Origin of the sequence: Comamonas aquatica (assembly GCF_018064205.1) — a bacterium.
In the GTDB taxonomy this organism is placed as follows: domain Bacteria; phylum Pseudomonadota; class Gammaproteobacteria; order Burkholderiales; family Burkholderiaceae_C; genus Comamonas; species Comamonas aquatica.
Genome location: NZ_CP072916.1, coordinates 901,556 through 920,360, shown reverse-complemented (window position 1 = coordinate 920,360; position 18,805 = coordinate 901,556). Strand labels below are relative to the sequence as shown.

Sequence of the window (18,805 nt, the reverse complement as noted above, 5' to 3'; positions counted from 1 at the left end):
TCCGCCCGGAAGCTGCCCATCGAGCCTGCATGCCCCCATCCGCACCCTCCCCGTTGTCGATCGCCCCTCTGCAAGCACCCAGCCTGCGCCGGCGCATGGCCTGCTGGCTGTACGAAAGCCTGCTGCTGTTTGGCGTCGTGTTCGTCGGTGGGCTGGTGCTGGGAAGCGCAGGCGTCCTGTTTGCTCACCCCCTGTCGCCCAAGGCACTGCAGGCCCTGTTGTTCCTGGTGCTCGGCATTTACTTTGCGTGGTTCTGGAGCAAGGGCCAGACCCTGGCCATGAAGACCTGGCACATCCGCGTCGTGGACCAGCAAGGCCGGCCACTGACACGCGTGCGTGCGCTGGCACGGTACGCCCTGTGCTGGCTGTGGTTGCTGCCCCCGCTGGCATTGCTGGCGCCGTTCCACCTGCCCTGGGCCGAAGTCGCCGTGCTCACCACGGGCTGGGTCGCCGTGTGGGCCTTGCTCAGCCGCTTTCACCCCGAGCGCCAGTTTTTGCACGATGTGCTGGCCGGCACCCGTCTGGTGGCCGAGCCCGCCGCATTGACCCCGCCCCGCCCTCAACCCTGAGGATTGCGGACGTTGGCGGCCACCACCAAGGATTTCCCCATGCACCAGCCCCCTGCTTTTTCCATCTGCGTTTACTGCGGCTCGCGCCCCGGCGAAGCTGCTGCCTATGAAGCTGCGGCCCGCGCCGTCGGCACATGGATTGGCCTGCGCGGGGGGCAACTGGTGTACGGTGGCGGAAAAACCGGCCTGATGGGCATGGTGGCCGAGGCCACCAAGGCCGCCGGTGGCCGCGTGGTCGGTATCATTCCCCAGGCGCTGGTCGACAAGGAGCTGGCGAACGCCGCGTGCGATGAGCTGCACATCGTCACCACCATGCATGAGCGCAAGGCGATGATGGCCGAGCGCAGCAATGCTTTCCTGGCCCTGCCCGGCGGGATCGGCACCTTCGAGGAGCTGTTTGAAGTCTGGACATGGCGCCAGCTGGGGTACCACGACAAGCCCATCGGCCTGCTGAATGTCGAGGGCTACTACACCAACCTGCTGGCCTTCCTGGAGTCCACCGTGCACCAGGGCTTCATGGGCGCCTGGCAAATGGACCTGATCCGCAGCAGCGACAGCCCGGCCGAATTGCTGAAGTTCCTGGTCGAATCGGCCGGCACAGCCCCCGAAAGCCAGAACCTGCGCGAAGTGATCTGACTTCCCGGCTCGGCCATCTGGCCTGCACACAAAAAAAGCGATCTTTCCAGATCGCTTTTTTCATGTGCGGCGCCACTCAGATCGCCGCGCTGTCCAGGTCACCGGTGCGAATGCGCACCACTTTTTCCACGGCAGTGACGAAGATCTTGCCATCCCCGATCTTGCCCGTCCGGGCAGCCGCCACGATCGCATCGACACAGCGGTCCGCATCTTCCGTCGCCACGGCCACTTCAATCTTCACCTTGGGCAGGAAGTCCACCACATACTCCGCGCCACGGTACAGCTCCGTGTGACCCTTCTGCCGGCCAAAGCCTTTCACTTCCGTCACGGTCAGGCCCGTCACGCCGCACTCAGCCAGAGCTTCGCGCACCTCTTCGAGCTTGAAAGGCTTGATGATGGCAGTGATCATTTTCATGGTGAGGACTCCAATTTGAATTGCAAAACTAAGACAGAGGGGCAGCCAGCAGGCACTAGCGCCTGAAGCCGTTGGTGATCGGGCAGCGCCAGTCTTTGCCAAAACTGCGCGGCGACAGACGCGGGCCCACCGGGGCTTGCCGGCGTTTGTATTCATTGATGCGGATCAGACGCACCACACGCTCCACATTTTCGGGCGTGTGCCCCTGGGCCAGGATGGTTTCGATGGGCTCGTCATTTTCCACATAATGGCGCACGATGTCGTCGAGCACCGGGTACGGCGGCAGGCTGTCCTCATCCTTCTGGTCGGGGCGCAGCTCGGCGCTGGGCGGACGGGTGATGATGCGCTCGGGGATGGGGTGCAGACCGGTCCCGAAGGGATCGTTGGCATTGCGCCAGCGCGCCAGCGCAAACACCCGGGTCTTCAGCACATCCTTGATCACGGCAAAGCCACCGGCCATGTCGCCGTACAGCGTGCAGTAGCCCGTGGCCATTTCGCTCTTGTTGCCGGTGGTCAGCACCACGGCGCCAAACTTGTTGGACAGCGCCATCAACAGCGTGCCGCGGATGCGCGCCTGCAGATTCTCTTCGGTGGTGTCTTCGGCTCGCCCCTGAAACTGGGTGGACAGGGCGGCCTTGAAGGCTTCAAACTGCGGCGCAATGTCGATCACCTCATGGTGCACGCCCACGCGATCGGCCATTTCCTGCGCATCTTTCCAGCTGATGTCCGCGGTATAGGGCGAGGGCATCATGACCGTACGCACGCGGTCCTTGCCCAGCGCATCCACGGCAATCGCCAGCACCAAGGCGGAGTCGATGCCACCCGACAAGCCCAGCAAAGCCCCCGGAAACCCATTCTTGCCGACGTAATCCCGCACGGCCAGCACCAGGGCATCCCACAGGGCGGCGTTGTCGTCCTGGACGGGGGTAACCTGGCCCGCCAGCTGCACGCCGTCGGCCTGCGGCTGGACAGCCACCTGTGCCAGCACCTGCTGGAACGCAGGCGCCCGCATGGCCACGGTGCCATCAGCCTGCAAGGCAAAGCTGCCCCCATCGAACACCAGCTCGTCCTGCCCGCCCACCATGTGGGCATACACCACGGGCAAGCCGGTTTCCATGGCACGCTGCGCCAGCACGGCCTCACGCTCGGACTGTTTGCCCAGGTGGTAGGGCGAGGCATTCAGCACCAGCAGCATCTGGGCCCCGGCAGCCTTGGCCGCCTGCGCGGGACCGGTGACCCAGGCATCCTCACAAATCAGCACCCCTGCCTTGACACCCCCCACCTCCACCACGCAGGCCTGCTGGCCCGGTGTGAAATAGCGCAGCTCATCGAACACGCCATAGTTGGGCAGCGCATGCTTGACATACTGCCCCAACACCCGGCCCTGACCGATCCAGACCGCTGTGTTCTGGCGGTGCAGGGTACCCGGTACCGCCTGGGTGCAGCCCACCAGCAGGCGCAGGTCTGGCCAGGCAGCGCTGGCGGCAACAACCTGCTGCAGCGCAGCATCGCTGGCCTGCTGGAACGAAGGCCGCAGGAACAGATCCTCGGCCGCATAACCACACAAAGCCAGCTCCGGCGTCATCAGCAAGGCAGCGCCCTGGGCATGGGCTTGCTGGGCGGCTTCGATAATTTTTTGTGCGTTACCGCTCAAGTCTCCGACCGTGAAATTGAGCTGAGCAATGCAGATGGAAGTGGTCATGAAAATTAAAGCCCGCAGGCCTGCCAAAACACCAAGCGTTGCTGCCTGTGCGCCTTGTCACACACCCTGGCAGGCAAAGAAAGCGATTATCACTCCCTCACAGGATTGCGACGGCCGCAAGGAAATTGCAGGCCATCCCTGCACTTCGGTACGCACCAACGCCGCCATCGCAGACTTCCCAGATAACAAGCCAAGCCCCGAAGGCAGGAGGCTTGGCGATGGCGGCCTGCCCGGCACGCCACCCGGCGTGTGCCTCAGAAGGACTCCCAGTCATCCTCACGCGCCGTGGCGGCCAGGGCCGGTTTGGCCGCGGGGACAGGCGCCGTTTCGGCCACGGCCTGGGTGCGGCCTCCAGGTGCTGTGGGCGCAGCGGATGCCAGCGCCACCGAAGCCGTCCGGGGCACGGCCTGCGCAGGCAGGGCGACCGGCCGTGCCGCGGTGCGCGACAGCACGGCGGCCTGCGCCGGCTTGACCTTGAAGCTGGACACCGCGTCCACCAGTTGCTTGGCCTGGTGCTGCAGGCCCAGCGCGGCGGCCGCGCTTTCCTCGACCAGGGCGGCATTTTGCTGGGTCACCTGGTCCATCTGCGCAATCGCATCACTCACCTGCCCCACACCCTGGCTTTGCTCGTTGCTGGCGGCGCTGATCTCGCCCACCAGATCGGAGACATGGCGGATGGCCGTGACCACCTCCTGCATCGTGGCGCCGGCCTCGGCCACCAGATGGCTGCCCTGCCCCACGCGGTCCACGCTTTCGGTGATCAGCAGCTTGATTTCCTTGGCCGCGTCGGCGCTGCGGCCCGCCAGGGCGCGCACCTCACCTGCGACCACAGCAAAGCCGCGGCCCTGCTCGCCCGCGCGGGCGGCTTCGACTGCCGCATTCAGCGCCAGGATGTTGGTCTGGAAGGCAATCCCGTCGATCACGCCGATGATGTCGGCAATCTTCTGGCTGCTGGCATCAATGCCTTTCATCGTGTCCACCACCCGCGCCACGACATCACCGCCACGGGCGGCGACCTGCGAGGCATTCATGGCCAGCTGGTTGGCCTGGGCCGCACTGTCCGCGTTGTGCCGCACGGTGGAAGACATCTGCTCCATGGACGCTGCCGTCTGCTGCAAGGCGCTGGCCTGCTCCTCGGTACGGCCGGACAGGTCGGCGTTGCCCGAGGCGATCTGCTCGCTCGAGCTCAGCACGCCCTGTGCATTGGTGCGCACATGGCTGACCACCCGCTCCAGCTTGTCGCGCATGGACACCAGCTCCTGCAGCAGCACGCCCATCTCATCGCGTCCGCCGCGGGGAATGTCCTGGGTCAGATCGCCTTCGGCAATCTGCAAGGCCGCATGCACCGCCTGCTTCACCGGCACGGTCACCGTGCGGGTGATCCACCATCCCCAGACCAGGGCCACCGCAGCGCTCAGCCCCATGCCCAGCAGTACCCAGGTCACCGCAAACTGGTAGCTGCGCGCAGCCTCCTGGGCGGTCTGGTCGGCCTGCTCGCGGTTGACGCTGGACAGCTGGCCCAGCGCATCCAGCAGGTTCACGAACGCGGGCTCTGCCGTGCCCACGTAGAAGTTCGTCACGGCATCGCCCAACAGCAGATCGCCTTCGGGCTGGCTGTAGTCCTTGTCGCGTGCCTGCTGCACAAAGCTGGCATGCGTCTGGGCATACTGGCCACGCAGTTGCTGGTAGCGCTCCCAGAGCTGCTGCTCCTGCGGCTGGCGCGCCAAGGATTCATAGCTGCGCTCGTGCGCCTGGATCTCTTCCTGCACCCGCGTGATCTGGGCCACATAGCCGTCCACTTCGGCCACGCTGTTCACATTCAGGATGCCGGCTTCTGCACGGCGCAAGCGGCTCCACAGCTCGCGCAGGCTGCTGACATCGACCACGCTGGGCATGGCGTGCTGCACCACGGCCCGGGTGCTGGCATCCATCTGCCGCATCTGCCACAAAGAAATGCTGCCAAGCGCCAGCGTGAGCAACGTGACCAGTGCAAACCCGGCCCCCAGCTTGGTGGCCATCCGCATATTTGCCAAAAACATCTCGTCTCCAAGTGGATGCGGGGCCGAACAAGGACAAAAAAAATGCAGACCCCGCCAAGGGTCTGCACATTAACAAACAATTACAAAGGTTTTTGCGTTCTATTTGCGAAAACCAGGTTTCGCAAATGAAATTTTTAGGCCTTGTTGTAGTTGGCGATGCCGTCCACGATTTCCTTGTGGGCCTCGTCCACGCCCTTCCAACCCAGCACCTTCACCCACTTGCCCTTTTCCAGGTCCTTGTAGTGTTCGAAGAAGTGGGCGATCTGGTTCAGGGTCAGCTCGTGCACGTCGGCCAGGCTTTCGATCTTCTCGTAGGCAGGCAGGATCTTCTTGGTGGGCACGGCCAGCACCTTGCCGTCCACGCCGCCTTCATCTTCCATGTGCAGGATGCCGATGGCACGGCAAGGCACGACCACGCCGGAGGGCAGCGGGAAGGGGGTCATCACCAGCACGTCCACGGGGTCACCGTCACCCGCCAGGGTCTGGGGCACATAGCCGTAGTTCACGGGGTAGTGCATGGCGGTGCCCATGAAACGGTCCACGAACACGCAGCCGGTTTCCTTGTCCACTTCGTACTTCACGGGATCGGAGTTGGCGGCGATCTCGATCACCACGTTGAAGGTTTCAGGGGCGTTCTTGCCGGGTGTCAGCTTTTCGAAGGACATGATGTTTGATCAGGTTGTGAAACAAAACCCCGCGAGGGGCAACCCGAGGATTTTAGAGGCATGCCCTTGCTGACTTCTTGCAGTGCGCTGGAATATCCGCGCCACCCGGCCTTGTGCCGCTCACAGTGAGGCGGGACGCGCGCCATGGCGCACGGGACCGGAGCGGGCCTCAATGGCCTGTTGCACCTCCTTGCGCAGCCCCAGCGCAAAGCCCATTTCCGCCAGCACGAACAGCGGCCCGATCAGCAGGCCGACGATGTCGTCCATGAAGGCCGGCTTGCGCCCTTCCCAGTAATGGCCCACGAACTGGATGACCCAGCCCACCACAAACAGCCCCACACCCCAGCCCAGCCACAACGCCGTGGTCTGCTGGGCCAGCCACACGCCCACGGACAACATGCCCCCCAGCACCACGGCCAGGGCGATGCCGTAGCGGGTGTCCAGCAGCGTGTAGTACACCGAGGCGGCCAGGGCCGCCAGCACCGCAGGGCTGACGACCAGGCCACTGTCCCCCCAGGCCCAGCCGGGGCGCGACAGCAGGATCACCACGGCGAACAGAATCATCGGCACGCCCACAAAATGCGTCAGGATGTTGCGCCCATCGCGGTGGTACTCCGCGTACTGTGCCAACTGGTCCACCAAGGTTTTCATCACGGCCTCCCGGGCAACGCTAAGACCCTTGCATGCTGGTGGAGGGGCCACGCGCTGTCTACAGGGCTTGCCCTTAGAAATTTAGATAGCTGAATGCGCAGGCTGCATGCGCGCTACAGGCCTTTTTTCCTCACAAGGCGTAGCCTGGGTGACTGCACGCTGGCGCACAACTGCCGACAATCGCCGCCACGTTGTGGCAGCGCGGCGGGGGATGTGGAGTGCCCAAGGCACCCTCCCTGGCCGGACACGCGCTGCCGGCCCCACCCCACCAAGCCTATGCCCCTTTCCACCCCCACGATTTCACGCACCCCCCAGCACATCCGCCAGGTCCACTACCGCAGCTTCGAGCGCGCGGACGGCCTGTGGGACATCGAAGGCGAGCTGCTGGACACCAAGGCCATCGACCTGCCGCGCCCCAATGGCAGCGGCGTGCGCAAGGCCGGTGACCCTATCCACCACATGCGGATCCGCGTCACCGTGGACACCCGATTGGTGGTGCAGGCCATCGAGGCATCGCTGGAAGCGCACCCGGTGCAAGGCTGCCCCGGCGCCCTGGCCGGCATGCAGCGCATGGTGGGCTGCAGCATGGCGCGCGGCTGGCGCAAAGCCATCGACACGCACCTGGCCGGCATCGCGGGCTGCACCCACCTGCGCGAACTGCTGAACAACATGGCGACGGCTGCGTTCCAGAGCATCGTGTCGGCCTTCAGCACCAAGCCCGACCAGCCCCCGGCCTATCTGGGGCGCTGCACGGGCTGGGACTTCCACGGCCCCGCCGTGCTCCAGTACTACCCCCAATTCGCCGGCTGGCGCCTGCCCGAAGGCAAGGGCCCGGCCCTGCCCCCCGCCACGGCTGTTACAAACCCCACAGCCCCGCACGGCTGAACACCATCGGGCACAATCGCTGGCCTATGGTAGATCGCGTGATTCCCCTGGTCGAGCAACGGTATGGCCTGCTGCAGGCCCCCCTGAACGCCGCGCCGATTGTCCCCACCGGGCAATTGCAGGATAGCCGCGCGCGGCCGCTGCGCGACCTGCGCATCAGCGTCACCGACCGCTGCAACTTCCGCTGCGCGTACTGCATGCCCAAGGAAGTCTTCGGCAAGGACTACGCCTACCTGCCGCACAAGGCCTTACTGAGCTTCGAGGAGATCACGCGACTGGCCCGTCTCTTCACCCAGCACGGCGTGCGCAAGCTGCGCCTGACCGGCGGCGAACCCCTGCTGCGCAAGGACCTGGAGCGCCTGATCACCCAGTTGTCGGCCCTGCGCACACCCGAAGGCCAGGCCCTGGACATCACCCTCACCACCAACGGCTCGCTGCTGCGCCGCAAGGCCCAGTCGCTGAAGGACGCCGGCCTGCAGCGCGTCACGGTCAGCCTGGACGGTCTGGACGACGCCGTGTTCCGCCGCATGAACGATGTGGACTTCCCCGTCTCCGATGTGCTCGATGGCATCGAGGCCGCCCGCACGGCGGGGCTGTCGCACATCAAGGTCAACATGGTGGTCAAGCGCAGCACCAATGTGGACCAGATCCTGCCCATGGCGCGCCACTTCCGTGGCACGGGCGTGACGCTGCGCTTCATCGAATACATGGACGTGGGCGCCACCAACGGCTGGTGCATGGACGACGTGCTGCCCTCGGCCGACGTGGTGCGGCTGATCGATGCCGACATGCCCCTGGTGCCACTGGAACCCACGACCGTCGGCGAGACCGCCCAACGCTGGGGCTACGCCGGGGCCGATGGCCGCCACGATCCCAGCCTGGGCGAGATCGGCGTCATCAGCAGCGTGACCCAGGCCTTTTGCGGTGACTGCAACCGCGCCCGCCTGTCCACCGAAGGCCGCCTGTACCTGTGCCTGTTCGCCAACCAGGGCTGGGACCTGCGCGAGCTGCTGCGCAACGCCTCCGACGATGCCACCATCAACAACGCAATCGCCCACATCTGGGGCCAGCGCGATGACCGCTATTCGGAACTGCGCGCCAACCTGCCGCCCGACACGGCCGCCGGCCGCAAGCGGGTGGAGATGAGCTACATCGGTGGCTGATCGGCAAACGCCCATGGACTCCTGCCCCCCTCACACCCCAAGCGCCCCGCTGCCTGCCGCGGACATCACCGGCATGGTGCTGGCCGGTGGCCGTGGCAGCCGCATGGGCGGCGTGGACAAGGGCCTGCAAGCCTTTCTCGGCCAGCCCCTGGCCCTGCACGCCCTGCAGCGCCTGCAACTCCAGGTGGGTATGTGCATGCTCAATGCCAACCGCCACCTGGAGGTCTACCAGGGCTTCCATGTGCCGGTGCACCCCGATGTGCTGCCCGACTACGCCGGCCCCCTGGCCGGTTTTTTGACCGGCCTGACACACTGCACCACCCCCTGGCTGCTGACCGTGCCCTGCGACAGCCCGCGCTTTCCGCGCGATCTGGCCCAACGCATGGCCGCCACCGCCGTGCGCGAGCACGCCCAGATCGTGCTGGCCGCAGGCCCCGAAGCCGGGCGTGACGGGACGCTGCAACTGCGCCCCCAGCCCGTGTTCGCCTTGCTGCACCGCAGCCTGCTGCACAGCCTGCAGGACTTTGTGCAGCAGGGGGGCCGCAAGATAGACGCCTGGACCGCGCAACATGCCCAGGCCCTGTGCCGCTTCGATGCGGCGGGCGACGACGTGCATGCCTTCGCCAACGCCAACACGCTGCAGGAACTGCGCCTGCTGGAAGCCTCGGACTAAGCCCTGGCCCCCCTGCGCGGGCGATTACTGCCGCCCTGCGCACCTTTGCTCATACGCACCTGCCACCAGGACCATGCCGCCTTGCTTACGGCCCCAATGCACTGAGCACTGACCGTGGTCAGGCAGGGCCAACGCCGTGCGAGCCGCACATGGCTCCCAACGTCGTGCAGGCTTGGCAGCCGGCCTAGCTCGCACAGCTTCGCACGCCTGCCAGGCTTCGACTTCGGCCCCGCTCTCACATGCATCAAATCGGCCTGCAACGCAGATGCAGCAAGCGTTAACAGCTCTCAAAACCGTACGGGCCACGACACAAACCGGCTTTCGCCCTGCGCACTGGCGCACAGCGCAGCACCCTCCACAAACCGATGCTGCCTGACCGCCGTATGCCAAGCGGCGGGCCGCTGCGATCCCACCACCGCACCACCTCCAGGCGAATGCGCACCCAGGTGACAAGGGCAAGCGCCCAAAGTTTGACGACAGCCGCCGCTTGCAGCGACGATGTGCGCTTTGCTGCCCCACCACCCTAGGAGACCCGCATGCCTTTTGCCACCGCCTTCACCGATCCCGCCCCAGCGCCCGAGGACCTGGCCGACCTGCCGGGCACTGTCGCTGTGGAGTTTGGTGTCGACTGGTGCCCGCACTGCCAGGCCGCCCAGCCATTTTTGCGCGAGGCGCTGCACGAACGCCGCGACATCACGCACATCAAGATCGAAGATGGCCAGGGCCGCAAGCTGGGCCGCCACTTCAAGGTCAAGCTCTGGCCCACCCTGGTCGTGCTGCGCCAAGGCCAGGAAATCGGCCGCGTCACCCGCCCGCAATCGGCCCAGGAAGTCGAAGAACAACTGCCTGTCGCCGTCTGACTGTCCCTGGCCACCGGGGCCACACAGGCATCTGTCGGACACGCGCAGAACCGCCTGCCCCGGACAATTGACAGCTTGATACAAGCAGGAAGCCCCAGACCGCTGCACTTGCGGTGAATTTGCCATTCACGGCCAAGGGGGCGTCCTACAATTGAGGCCATCCATGACGACACCATCCATTCTTGACCCCGTGGCCGAGCGCATCGAGCTTCTGCTGGAGAAGTACGAAGCGCTGCAACATGCCAACCGCCTGCTGAGCGCAGAGGTCCATGCGCTGCAGCAAGAGCGCGACTCGCTGCGCTCACGCCTGAAGGCGGCGCGCGCCCGGGTGGATGCGTTGATCGAACGCCTGCCTGCGAATCAAGAAGCGCCATGAGCCAGATCGAAATCCAGATCCTGCACCAGGACTACCTGCTCACCTGCCCGGACGGCCAGGAAAACCAGTTGCTGGAAGCGGTGGAACGCGTCGACCAGCAGTTCCAACACATGCGCAACACCAGCAAGTTCCGCTCGCGCGAACGCGTGGGGGTGCTGCTGGCCGTGAACCTGGCCTACGAAAACCTGGAATTGCGCAAGCAGTTGCAGGCCCTGCAGCAACAGCTGGCCGATGTGCAGGAGCTGGGGGATGCCGGATTGCCCGACATCGCCGAACCCGATCCTTTGCTGCTCGCGCTGCAGGCCCAGGCCGAGCACGACGCCCAGCTGGCCGCCCAGCTGCTGCACCGGCTGGACACGGCCCTGGCGCCGGTGGCCGAACCTGACGCACCGTCCTACCCCGCACAACTGCAAGTCCAGGCCATGGTCGCAGGACCGCAGGTTGCACAGGCTGAAATCGCCTTTCAAACCATCCCGGACAGCCTGCCTGGTGCGGCAACCTTGGACACCACCGCAAGCGCTGCCGATTTAGACAATGACATTCGCGTGGAATTGCTACCGGCCGGTTCACAAGCCCTGTAAAATCACAACCGTCTGCAATCCTCCGGGCTTTATATTGCCTTGAACCAATGCTCTGTGAGCACGGGCTTGATACATTGCCTGGCAAGCGTGATCGTCTCGCGTCAGATGAACCCAATGCTAGGTTGCTCTCGCCCACCTGAACCCCCGGTTCAGGTTGACGGCCCGGCGGCTTTGCAGACACCTTCACCGCCTTGACGCAGGCACCTCCCCCCCAAAAAACCACCACATGCTTTGCTCGACCGCCTGAATTGGCCCCGAACAGCTTTGGCATGCTTGGTCGTTCATAAGCACAGTGGTCCTGCAGCTGCTGCAACACGGCGCTGGAGGCGCCGCCTGCTGCCTAGCGGCACCACATGGCGGGGGTAAAGATCAGATCCATCCAGAGCGCCCACAGCGACACCGCCACCAGCATCAGACCGGCCACGCGTGTGCCCCACTCTGCCCGCCAGCGGCGCACCCGCCCGCTGAGCCAGCGCCACGCGTACGGTGCCGACCACAGCCACAGCCCGCCCCCCACGGCAAACGCCACCATGCTGCCAGCCCCCGCCACGGCACCACCACTCAGAGCGGCCACCAGCACGGCGGAGTAAAGCAGGCCGCATGGCATCAGCGCCCACGCGATGCCCGCCAGCAGCCCCCCGCCGGGCAAAGCCAGCACGGGTTGGACCTTGGCCCAGGCCGCACGGCCTGCGCGCTCCAGCCATGCCGGCTGCTGCCCCTGAAACACCATGAGCAAGCCCCAGGCCAGAATCAGCAGATGCATCAGCACCCACACCGGGTGCAGCAAGGAGGTACGGTCAGAGAACCAGGCCACCTGCTCCATCGCCAGGGCGGCCACCGCCCCCAGCATGCCGTAACCCAGCAAACGCCCGGTGTGGAATTGCAGTGCCCCCCAGCCAGGCACGCCGCGGGGCGCTGCCGCAGCGGCGCCGGCATGCAGGCGCACGGCATGGGCTTGCCCCTGGATGACGGCATGGCAGGGTGCGGCACACATGGCAAGACAATGGGGCCCACCCACGAGCCCCATGAAAAATGCCGTCCAAAGCAGAGAAAGCGCCATAGGGATCAGATGATCCGCGAAAACCTGGCCCGGTTGCGATCTGCCTGCAAATAACGATCAAACACCAGGGCGACGCCGCGCACGAAGAACCAGCCCTTCTCGGTCACCTTGATGCAGTCGTCCTGGATTTCCACCAGGCCTTCTTCCTGCTGGCTTTCGAGTGCAGCGATTTCCGCCGCAAAATACTGCGGGAAGTCGATCAGCCATGCGTTGTTGATCGACTCGAACAGCACCTCGCCCTGGCACATGATGGTCATAATCACGGCGCGGCGGATCAAGTCATCGCGCGTCAACGCCAGACCACGCACCACGGGCAGGCGCCCCTGGTCCAGCAGGTCGTAATACTCTTCCAGCGTCTTGGCGTTCTGGCTGTAGGTGGCCCCCACGCGGCCGATCGCAGAAACCCCCAGCGCAATCAAATCGCAATCCGGCTGGGTGCTGTAGCCCTGGAAGTTGCGATGCAGGCGACCCTGGCGCTTGGCCACTGCCAGCGCATCCTCAGGCAAGGCAAAGTGATCCATGCCCACATACACGTAGCCCGCATCAATGAAACTGGCGATGGCCGCCGAGAGCATGTTCACCTTGTCTGGCGCAGGCGGCAAGTCCTGCTGCAGGATGCGGCGCTGGGCCTTGAAACGCTCAGGCAAGTGGGCATACGCATACAAGGCAATGCGATCCGGGCGCAGCTGTGCCACCTGCTGCAGCGTACGCGCAAACGATTGCGCGTTCTGCTTGGGCAGGCCATAGATCAGGTCCACATTGATGGACTGGAATCCGAGTTCGCGCGCAGCGGCCACCAGATCGAACACCTGCTCGGCGGGCTGCTCGCGGTGCACGGCCTTTTGCACATCGGGATCGAAGTCCTGCACGCCGAAACTCAGGCGGTTGAAGCCAACTTCCTTGAGCACAGCCAGGCGCTCGCGCGTCACCGTGCGCGGGTCCACCTCGATGGAATACTCGCCAGCAGGATCAAAGGCGAAACGCTCGCGCAGCATCTGCCACAGCTCACGCAACTCGTCATCGGACAGGAACGTGGGCGTTCCTCCGCCGACATGGAACTGGCTGACCACCTGCCCCCGCCCGCAGTGCTGCAGGTGCAGATCGACCTCGCGCTCCAGATAGCGCATGTACGTGGCCGCACGCTCATGGTGCTTGGTCACGATCTTGTTGCACGCGCAGTAATAGCACAGCGATTCGCAAAACGGGATGTGCACATACAGCGACATCGGCTGCTTGGCAGCCGCAGCGACTTTGCGTTGCTTCAGAGCCAAGATATAGTCGCTATCACCAAACGCTTCCACAAACCTGTCTGCTGTGGGGTAAGAGGTATAGCGTGGACCAGGTACGTCGTAACGACGCAGGAGTTCGGGTGTGACGACAGTCATGAATCTTTTTTCCTTGATTGTTAGACTGTGCACCAAGGGCCCGCAACCAACCTTGACGTGAATCAAGAGGTCTGCGATCAAGCAATGCCACAATTTTGACAAGCATCATTCACCGCAATCCCAGTTGTAACAGCTTCTTTTTTACCGACCTTTAACGCACCGCGTGACCCGCAAGAATGCCTGCACCACGCCGCGTCCGAGTACATGACCCCTCCAACCATCAAAGTAACCTGTTCCAACTGCAACCTGCGCGAGCTGTGCATGCCCGTGGGGCTGAGTGAGCAGCAGTTGCAGCGCATCGACGAAATTGTGGCCACCCGCCGCAAGGTCAAGCGCGGCGGCACCCTGTTCCGCAACGGGGAGCCCTTCACATCGCTGTATGCCATCCGCACAGGCTTTTTCAAGACCTGCGTGGCTACCGAAGATGGTCGCGACCAGGTGACAGGCTTCCAGATGGCCGGCGAGATCATTGGTCTGGATGGCATCGTGCATGACCACCACACCTGCGATGCAGTGGCCCTGGAAGATGCCGAAGTGTGTGTGATGCCGTTTGACGGGCTGGAGGAGGTGTCGCGCGAAGTGACGGCCCTGCAGACCCACGTGCACAAGGTCATGAGCCGCGAAATCGTGCGCGAGCACGGTGTGATGCTGCTGCTGGGCAGCATGCGCGCAGAGGAACGCTTGGCGGCCTTCATCCTGAATCTGGTGCAGCGTCTGCACGCACGCGGCTTCTCGTCGTCGGAGTTGGTGCTGCGCATGACGCGCGAAGAGATTGGCAGCTACCTGGGCCTGAAGCTGGAGACGGTCAGCCGCACTTTCTCGAAGTTCGTCGAAGAAGGCATGGTGGAGGTCAAACAGCGCCACGTGCGCATTCTGGATACCGCCGCGCTGCAACGCCTGGTCAACAGCCACCAAGACTGCAACAAATAACCACCTACCGCTGCCTCAGCGCAGGTCCACGAAAAAAGCCTTCCTGCATCAACAGGAAGGCTTTTTTCATTCACGCGTTGTTGGGATAGCAGGCCTGCAGCCGCTCGGGATCGCCGAGCCCGGCCGACGGCGCCTGGGCTTGGGCGTTGACCGCTGCGCTGGGCAGGGCCAGCACCATGGTCATCCAGCCGGCCACGGCGAAGACCGCCCAGAACGCAAAGAATGCCAGGGTGTAGATGGCCGTGCGCGACAGCTCCACCGCCTGCCCCATCCACAGCATGTCGTGCGGGTCAAACGCCGCGAAGACCAGCATCTCCATCACGCCGGCAGCCACAAAGGCCGGCCAGCCAATCCACATCCAGCGTCGTGTCCACATAAAAGCACTCCTTCGCAAGGGGTTGTAGATAAATTGTGTCCACAGGCGCAGCACCATGGTTGTGGGACAAACACTGAATAAAAAAACATAGCTGCCAGCGCTTGTTGTCACTGGATTTCAAATAGTTTTCTATTTAAAACCTAATGTTTGCATGCGCTAGCAGCTATGTTTTTAGCCAACCACCTCCGCGCTGTCATGGGCCACCCCTGCCGCCGAGAGCAGCGCAGGCAGCCTGTCAGCGCGCTGCATCACTTGGGTGCCAGGTTGGGCAGGTCGTCCGCAGGGGTGGCGGCATGGTTGCGCACCACGTGGGCGGGTGCATGGCTTTTGTCCGGGTTGCGCAGTTGCTCGTTGATGTTCACGCCCTTCTGGTAATAGTCGGGGTCCACGACGGGATCTGCGCCACGCGTGGCAATCACCAGGGTGGCAATGCCCGCCACCACCACGATGGCAGGACCCGCCACCACCAGCCACACATGACCGAACTTCCACCAGGGACCGGTCGAGACTTCGGGCTTCATTTCAGCTTGAGACATCCTAGACTTTCTGAGAAATAAACAAACACCGCGCACAGCGCCCGAGGGCACCGTGCGCCAGACCCACATCCACGCTCAACGCGGCACCAGGAACACGGATTTTTCGGACACCCGGCCCTCACCGCTGCGCGCATCGATGTCGAACACGATGTGGTGCGAGCCGGGCTCTGCCGCACCGTAGGGAATCTGCACCCGCACGGCCACGCCGCGCGTCTGGGCGGGCAGCACTTCGACCTCGCCACCCTCGACCAGCTCGATCCCGTTGAGACCGTGCACCTGCACATGGTAGGTCTGGGCGGCCTCGGTGGCATTCATGACCTGCAGCCGATAGACATTTTCCAGCTTGCCGCCCGCCACGATCCGGGCCAGCGAGGCGCGGTCGCGGATCACGTCCACCTTCAACGGCTCGCGCAGCGCCATGCTCACCACCATCGCCACCGACAGGCCGACCAGGACGGCCCCATAAATCAGCACCCGAGGGCGGGCGATGCGCCGCAGGATCTGGGAGCGCGGCCAGCGCTGGGTGACAGCGTTTTGCGTCGTCAAGCGAATCAGGCCCCGCGGGTAATGCATGTTGTCCATCACGTTGTTGCACGCATCAATGCACAAGCCACAGCCGATGCACTCGTACTGCAGACCGTTGCGGATGTCGATGCCCACCGGGCAGACCTGGACGCAGAGCTTGCAGTCGATGCAGTCGCCCAACCCCTGGGCCTTGTAATCCGCATCCTTCTTGCGAGGACCGCGCGCTTCGCCGCGCACAGTGTCATAGCTGACCACCAGCGTGTCCTTGTCAAACATCGCGCTCTGGAAGCGCGCGTAGGGGCACATGTACTTGCAGACCTGCTCGCGCATGTAGCCGGCATTGCCATAGGTGGCGAAACCGTAGAACAGCACCCAGAAGATCTGCCAGCCACCTTGCAGGGCCAGCAGTTCGCTGCCCAGCTCGCGGATGGGCACAAAGTAGCCCACGAAGGTGAAGCCCGTCCACAAGGCAAACACCACCCACAGCAACTGCTTGAGCGATTTTTTCCAGACCTTCTCCCAGGTCCAGCCGGCCTGGTCCAGACGGATGCGCGCACTGCGATCGCCTTCGACCTTGTGCTCGATCCACATGAAGATTTCCGTGTAGACCGTCTGCGGACAGGTGAAGCCGCACCACAGGCGCCCGGCCACGGCCGTGAACAGGAACAGGGCCAACGCACTGATGATCAGCAGCCCCGTGAGGTAGATGAAGTCCTGCGGGTACAGCACGTAGCCGAACAGGTAAAAGCGCCGCGCGCCCAGATCGAACAGCACCATCTGACGCTGCCCCCAATCCAGCCAGGGCAGGCCGTAGAACAGCAGCTGCGTGGCCCACACCATCAGCCAGCGCCAGCGCATGAAAGTCCCGCTGATGGAACGCGGATAGATTTTCTTATGCGCTTCGTAAAACGAGACAGATTTTTCCTGGCTTTCCGCTTTGATAGGAATGACTTTTTGCGGTTTCTTTTGCTCGGAACTCATGAATTACGCTCCCCTAATCGCACCAAATAAAAAGGCGGCACACAGTGCCGCCTTTTGGATCGCCACAACGATCAGTTAGCCGCTGCGGGCTTGTGTGACAAACCCCAGACATAGGCGGTCAGAACGTCGATCTGGGCAGGGGTCAGTTTCTTGTCCTGCGCAGGCATTTCGTTCATCTTGCCATTGTTGATCATGTCCACAATCGCCTGTTCGCCCCAGCCGTGAAGCCAGATGTCATCGGTCAGGTTAGGCGCGCCGAGCATGGTGTTGCCCTTGCCGTCCATGCCGTGGCAGGCTGCGCAAGCGGTGAACTTGGACTTGCCCAGCGAAGCCTTCAGCGAGTCATGGGGACTGCCGGACAGGCTCAGGACATAGTGGGCCAGGTTGCGCACATCGTCGGGAGAACCCACGGCTTCGGCCTGGGGAGGCATCATGCCGATACGACCCTGGGTGATGGTTTGCTTGATGTTCTCAGGCGCGCCACCATGCAGCCAATCGCTGTCGGCCAGGTTCGGGAAGCTCTTGCTACCGCGGGCATCGGAGCCGTGGCATTGCGCGCAGTTGTTCATGAACAAACGCTCGCCGATGGCCATGGCCTGGCTGTCCTTGGACACATCTTCCGTGCTCATCGCCGTGAAGCGTGCATACAGTGGCTCCAGCTCGGCCTTGGCTTTTTCCACCTCGGCTTCGTAGGCGCCCACCTGGCTCCATTGCAGCTTGCCGGCATAAGTACCCAGACCGGGGTAGGCCGTCAGGTACAGCAGACCAAAGATGATGGTGATCACGAACATCCAGACCCACCAGCGTGGCATGGGGTTGTTCAGTTCACGCAGGTCTTCGTCCCAGACGTGGCCGGTGGTGTTTTCCTCATCGGAAACCACCTTCTTGCGGGCGGTAATGACCAGGAGCACCAAGCAGCCGACGATGCCGGCTAAGGTAATGCCTGCGACATAGACCGACCAGAAATTGTTTATGAAATCGCTCATGGGATCTTCTCGTTCTGGTGGAGAGAATCAGTCTTGTTGGAAAGGCAGCTGCGCCGCCTCATCAAAGCGGGCCTGGTTACGGCGGGCATACGCCCACCACCAGATGCCTAGAAAACACGCCAGCGATGCCAACGTCGCAACAATGCGCATGGTGGTGATATCCATAACCCGCTCCTTCTTACTTCAGCGCAGTGCCCAGACCCTGCAGGTAAGCAATCAATGCTTCCATTTCGGTCTTGCCCTTGATCTGCTCCGCTGCACCGGCGATTTGCTCGTCGGTATAGGGAACACCCACCGTACGCAGCGCAGACATGCGCTGGGCCACCACGGTGTGATCCACCAGGTTCTTCTGCAGCCATGGGTACTCGGGCATGTTGGACTCGGGCACCACATCACGTGGGTTGTTCAAGTGGATACGGTGCCATTCATCGCTGTACTTGCCGCCCACGCGGTGCAGGTCAGGACCGGTACGCTTGGAGCCCCACTGGAAGGGGTGGTCGTACACGAACTCACCCGCCACCGAGTAGTGGCCGTAGCGCATGGTTTCTGCGCGGAAAGGACGGATCATCTGGGAGTGGCAGTTGTAGCAACCCTCACGCAGATAGACGTCGCGCCCCATCAGTTGCAGTGGAGGATAAGGCTCCACACCCTGCACCGCCTCGGTCGTCGACTTTTGGAAGAACAGGGGAACGATTTCCACCAGCCCCCCCACAGCCACCACCAGCAAGATCAAGACGATCATCAAGAAATTGCTGGTTTCCACTTTCTCGTGGGTGAAGCCACCAGAGGCCTTGTTGTTGTTTGCAGACAT

The 18,805-nt window shown here is 63.5% G+C and carries 22 protein-coding genes; 9 read left to right on the top strand and 13 right to left on the bottom strand.

What is annotated here, in order from left to right; genetic code table 11:
- Positions 1-29 precede the first annotated feature (29 nt).
- Positions 30-569 carry an RDD family protein gene (locus KAQ61_RS04305; protein ID WP_210930609.1) on the top strand — a complete coding sequence of 180 codons (540 nt, stop codon included), beginning with the start codon at positions 30-32 and terminating at the stop codon, positions 567-569.
- 39 nt (positions 570-608) lie between these two features.
- Positions 609-1,205: an LOG family protein gene (locus KAQ61_RS04300; RefSeq protein ID WP_042413390.1), complete on the top strand. Its 597-nt coding sequence runs from the start codon at positions 609-611 to the stop codon at positions 1,203-1,205.
- 76 nt (positions 1,206-1,281) lie between these two features.
- On the opposite strand, the gene KAQ61_RS04295 is transcribed toward KAQ61_RS04300, so the two are convergent.
- The 5 genes from KAQ61_RS04295 to KAQ61_RS04275 all read right to left on the bottom strand — a co-directional run bounded on the left by KAQ61_RS04295 (position 1,282) and on the right by KAQ61_RS04275 (position 6,677).
- Entirely contained in the window at positions 1,282-1,620 is a 339-nt protein-coding gene (locus tag KAQ61_RS04295) for a P-II family nitrogen regulator (protein WP_042413359.1), read from the bottom strand.
- A 55-nt stretch (positions 1,621-1,675) separates the two neighbouring features.
- Positions 1,676-3,322 (bottom strand): NAD+ synthase, encoded by a 1,647-nt coding sequence (locus tag KAQ61_RS04290; protein WP_210930608.1) that lies wholly within the window; start codon positions 3,320-3,322, stop codon positions 1,676-1,678.
- A 254-nt stretch (positions 3,323-3,576) separates the two neighbouring features.
- A complete protein-coding gene (locus tag KAQ61_RS18930; RefSeq protein ID WP_210930607.1) occupies positions 3,577-5,361 on the bottom strand; it encodes a methyl-accepting chemotaxis protein in 1,785 nt (594 codons plus the stop codon).
- Positions 5,362-5,495: 134 nt separating this feature from the next.
- A complete protein-coding gene (gene ppa, locus KAQ61_RS04280) occupies positions 5,496-6,026 on the bottom strand; it encodes an inorganic diphosphatase (RefSeq protein ID WP_042413367.1) in 531 nt (176 codons plus the stop codon).
- Positions 6,027-6,146: 120 nt separating this feature from the next.
- Positions 6,147-6,677, bottom strand: coding sequence for an Mpo1 family 2-hydroxy fatty acid dioxygenase (locus KAQ61_RS04275; RefSeq protein WP_210930606.1), 531 nt, complete (start codon positions 6,675-6,677; stop codon positions 6,147-6,149).
- A gap of 276 nt (positions 6,678-6,953) precedes the next feature.
- On the opposite strand from KAQ61_RS04275, the gene KAQ61_RS04270 reads away from it, so the two are divergent.
- The 6 genes from KAQ61_RS04270 (at position 6,954) to KAQ61_RS04245 (ending at position 11,215) form a co-directional block, all read left to right on the top strand.
- Positions 6,954-7,562 carry a DUF2889 domain-containing protein gene (locus tag KAQ61_RS04270; RefSeq protein ID WP_210930605.1) on the top strand — a complete coding sequence of 203 codons (609 nt, stop codon included), beginning with the start codon at positions 6,954-6,956 and terminating at the stop codon, positions 7,560-7,562.
- A gap of 26 nt (positions 7,563-7,588) precedes the next feature.
- Positions 7,589-8,725, top strand: a complete 1,137-nt coding sequence (moaA, locus tag KAQ61_RS04265; protein ID WP_210930604.1) for a GTP 3',8-cyclase MoaA — start codon at positions 7,589-7,591, stop codon at positions 8,723-8,725.
- Positions 8,726-8,738: 13 nt separating this feature from the next.
- Positions 8,739-9,398, top strand: coding sequence for a molybdenum cofactor guanylyltransferase MobA (gene mobA, locus KAQ61_RS04260; RefSeq protein ID WP_210930603.1), 660 nt, complete (start codon positions 8,739-8,741; stop codon positions 9,396-9,398).
- 536 nt (positions 9,399-9,934) lie between these two features.
- Entirely contained in the window at positions 9,935-10,258 is a 324-nt protein-coding gene (locus KAQ61_RS04255) for a thioredoxin family protein (protein WP_042413398.1), read from the top strand.
- Positions 10,259-10,421: 163 nt separating this feature from the next.
- Positions 10,422-10,634, top strand: coding sequence for a hypothetical protein (locus tag KAQ61_RS04250; protein ID WP_042413400.1), 213 nt, complete (start codon positions 10,422-10,424; stop codon positions 10,632-10,634).
- Positions 10,631-11,215, top strand: a complete 585-nt coding sequence (locus tag KAQ61_RS04245) for a cell division protein ZapA (protein ID WP_210930602.1) — start codon at positions 10,631-10,633, stop codon at positions 11,213-11,215. The genes KAQ61_RS04250 and KAQ61_RS04245 overlap by 4 nt, the downstream gene beginning before the upstream one ends.
- Positions 11,216-11,555: 340 nt before the next feature.
- On the opposite strand, the gene KAQ61_RS04240 is transcribed toward KAQ61_RS04245, so the two are convergent.
- The gene (locus tag KAQ61_RS04240) at positions 11,556-12,275 is read right to left on the bottom strand and encodes a sulfite exporter TauE/SafE family protein (protein WP_210930601.1); all 720 of its coding nucleotides are present in this window, start codon (positions 12,273-12,275) and stop codon (positions 11,556-11,558) included.
- A 5-nt stretch (positions 12,276-12,280) separates the two neighbouring features.
- A complete protein-coding gene (gene hemN / locus KAQ61_RS04235) occupies positions 12,281-13,660 on the bottom strand; it encodes an oxygen-independent coproporphyrinogen III oxidase (RefSeq protein WP_043382206.1) in 1,380 nt (459 codons plus the stop codon).
- A 204-nt stretch (positions 13,661-13,864) separates the two neighbouring features.
- Between hemN and fnr the strand changes: the two genes are divergently transcribed.
- Positions 13,865-14,590: a fumarate/nitrate reduction transcriptional regulator Fnr gene (gene fnr / locus KAQ61_RS04230; RefSeq protein ID WP_042413406.1), complete on the top strand. Its 726-nt coding sequence runs from the start codon at positions 13,865-13,867 to the stop codon at positions 14,588-14,590.
- Positions 14,591-14,660: 70 nt separating this feature from the next.
- Here fnr and KAQ61_RS04225 read toward each other — a convergent pair whose 3' ends face one another.
- From KAQ61_RS04225 to ccoO, 6 genes are all read right to left on the bottom strand, one after another.
- Entirely contained in the window at positions 14,661-14,966 is a 306-nt protein-coding gene (locus KAQ61_RS04225; RefSeq protein WP_238826248.1) for a hypothetical protein, read from the bottom strand.
- Between the two features lie 248 nt (positions 14,967-15,214).
- Positions 15,215-15,502 carry a FixH family protein gene (locus KAQ61_RS04220; RefSeq protein ID WP_210930600.1) on the bottom strand — a complete coding sequence of 96 codons (288 nt, stop codon included), beginning with the start codon at positions 15,500-15,502 and terminating at the stop codon, positions 15,215-15,217.
- 75 nt (positions 15,503-15,577) lie between these two features.
- Positions 15,578-17,008, bottom strand: coding sequence for a cytochrome c oxidase accessory protein CcoG (ccoG, locus tag KAQ61_RS04215; RefSeq protein WP_210930599.1), 1,431 nt, complete (start codon positions 17,006-17,008; stop codon positions 15,578-15,580).
- 71 nt (positions 17,009-17,079) lie between these two features.
- Entirely contained in the window at positions 17,080-17,994 is a 915-nt protein-coding gene (gene ccoP / locus KAQ61_RS04210) for a cytochrome-c oxidase, cbb3-type subunit III (RefSeq protein WP_210930598.1), read from the bottom strand.
- Positions 17,995-18,021: 27 nt separating this feature from the next.
- Positions 18,022-18,159 (bottom strand): cbb3-type cytochrome oxidase subunit 3, encoded by a 138-nt coding sequence (locus KAQ61_RS04205; protein WP_081770684.1) that lies wholly within the window; start codon positions 18,157-18,159, stop codon positions 18,022-18,024.
- A gap of 13 nt (positions 18,160-18,172) precedes the next feature.
- Positions 18,173-18,805, bottom strand: coding sequence for a cytochrome-c oxidase, cbb3-type subunit II (gene ccoO / locus KAQ61_RS04200; protein ID WP_210930597.1), 633 nt, complete (start codon positions 18,803-18,805; stop codon positions 18,173-18,175).

What these genes read in the sequence shown, in the direction of transcription:
- KAQ61_RS04275 (WP_210930606.1), bottom strand. Translation starts at nt 6,677, where the DNA reads ATGAAAACCTTGGTGGACCAGTTGGCACAGTACGCGGAGTACCACCGC.
- ccoG (WP_210930599.1), bottom strand. Translation starts at nt 17,008, where the DNA reads ATGAGTTCCGAGCAAAAGAAACCGCAAAAAGTCATTCCTATCAAAGCG.
- KAQ61_RS04220 (WP_210930600.1), bottom strand. Translation starts at nt 15,502, where the DNA reads ATGTCTCAAGCTGAAATGAAGCCCGAAGTCTCGACCGGTCCCTGGTGG.
- KAQ61_RS04245 (WP_210930602.1), top strand. Translation starts at nt 10,631, where the DNA reads ATGAGCCAGATCGAAATCCAGATCCTGCACCAGGACTACCTGCTCACC.
- moaA (WP_210930604.1), top strand. Translation starts at nt 7,589, where the DNA reads ATGGTAGATCGCGTGATTCCCCTGGTCGAGCAACGGTATGGCCTGCTG.
- KAQ61_RS04250 (WP_042413400.1), top strand. Translation starts at nt 10,422, where the DNA reads ATGACGACACCATCCATTCTTGACCCCGTGGCCGAGCGCATCGAGCTT.
- KAQ61_RS04225 (WP_238826248.1), bottom strand. Translation starts at nt 14,966, where the DNA reads ATGTGGACACGACGCTGGATGTGGATTGGCTGGCCGGCCTTTGTGGCT.
- KAQ61_RS04300 (WP_042413390.1), top strand. Translation starts at nt 609, where the DNA reads ATGCACCAGCCCCCTGCTTTTTCCATCTGCGTTTACTGCGGCTCGCGC.
- mobA (WP_210930603.1), top strand. Translation starts at nt 8,739, where the DNA reads ATGGACTCCTGCCCCCCTCACACCCCAAGCGCCCCGCTGCCTGCCGCG.
- KAQ61_RS04290 (WP_210930608.1), bottom strand. Translation starts at nt 3,322, where the DNA reads ATGACCACTTCCATCTGCATTGCTCAGCTCAATTTCACGGTCGGAGAC.
- KAQ61_RS04295 (WP_042413359.1), bottom strand. Translation starts at nt 1,620, where the DNA reads ATGAAAATGATCACTGCCATCATCAAGCCTTTCAAGCTCGAAGAGGTG.
- KAQ61_RS04205 (WP_081770684.1), bottom strand. Translation starts at nt 18,159, where the DNA reads ATGGATATCACCACCATGCGCATTGTTGCGACGTTGGCATCGCTGGCG.
- KAQ61_RS18930 (WP_210930607.1), bottom strand. Translation starts at nt 5,361, where the DNA reads ATGTTTTTGGCAAATATGCGGATGGCCACCAAGCTGGGGGCCGGGTTT.
- ccoP (WP_210930598.1), bottom strand. Translation starts at nt 17,994, where the DNA reads ATGAGCGATTTCATAAACAATTTCTGGTCGGTCTATGTCGCAGGCATT.
- KAQ61_RS04270 (WP_210930605.1), top strand. Translation starts at nt 6,954, where the DNA reads ATGCCCCTTTCCACCCCCACGATTTCACGCACCCCCCAGCACATCCGC.
- KAQ61_RS04255 (WP_042413398.1), top strand. Translation starts at nt 9,935, where the DNA reads ATGCCTTTTGCCACCGCCTTCACCGATCCCGCCCCAGCGCCCGAGGAC.
- ccoO (WP_210930597.1), bottom strand. Translation starts at nt 18,805, where the DNA reads ATGTCTGCAAACAACAACAAGGCCTCTGGTGGCTTCACCCACGAGAAA.
- KAQ61_RS04240 (WP_210930601.1), bottom strand. Translation starts at nt 12,275, where the DNA reads ATGGCGCTTTCTCTGCTTTGGACGGCATTTTTCATGGGGCTCGTGGGT.
- hemN (WP_043382206.1), bottom strand. Translation starts at nt 13,660, where the DNA reads ATGACTGTCGTCACACCCGAACTCCTGCGTCGTTACGACGTACCTGGT.
- KAQ61_RS04305 (WP_210930609.1), top strand. Translation starts at nt 30, where the DNA reads ATGCCCCCATCCGCACCCTCCCCGTTGTCGATCGCCCCTCTGCAAGCA.
- ppa (WP_042413367.1), bottom strand. Translation starts at nt 6,026, where the DNA reads ATGTCCTTCGAAAAGCTGACACCCGGCAAGAACGCCCCTGAAACCTTC.
- fnr (WP_042413406.1), top strand. Translation starts at nt 13,865, where the DNA reads ATGACCCCTCCAACCATCAAAGTAACCTGTTCCAACTGCAACCTGCGC.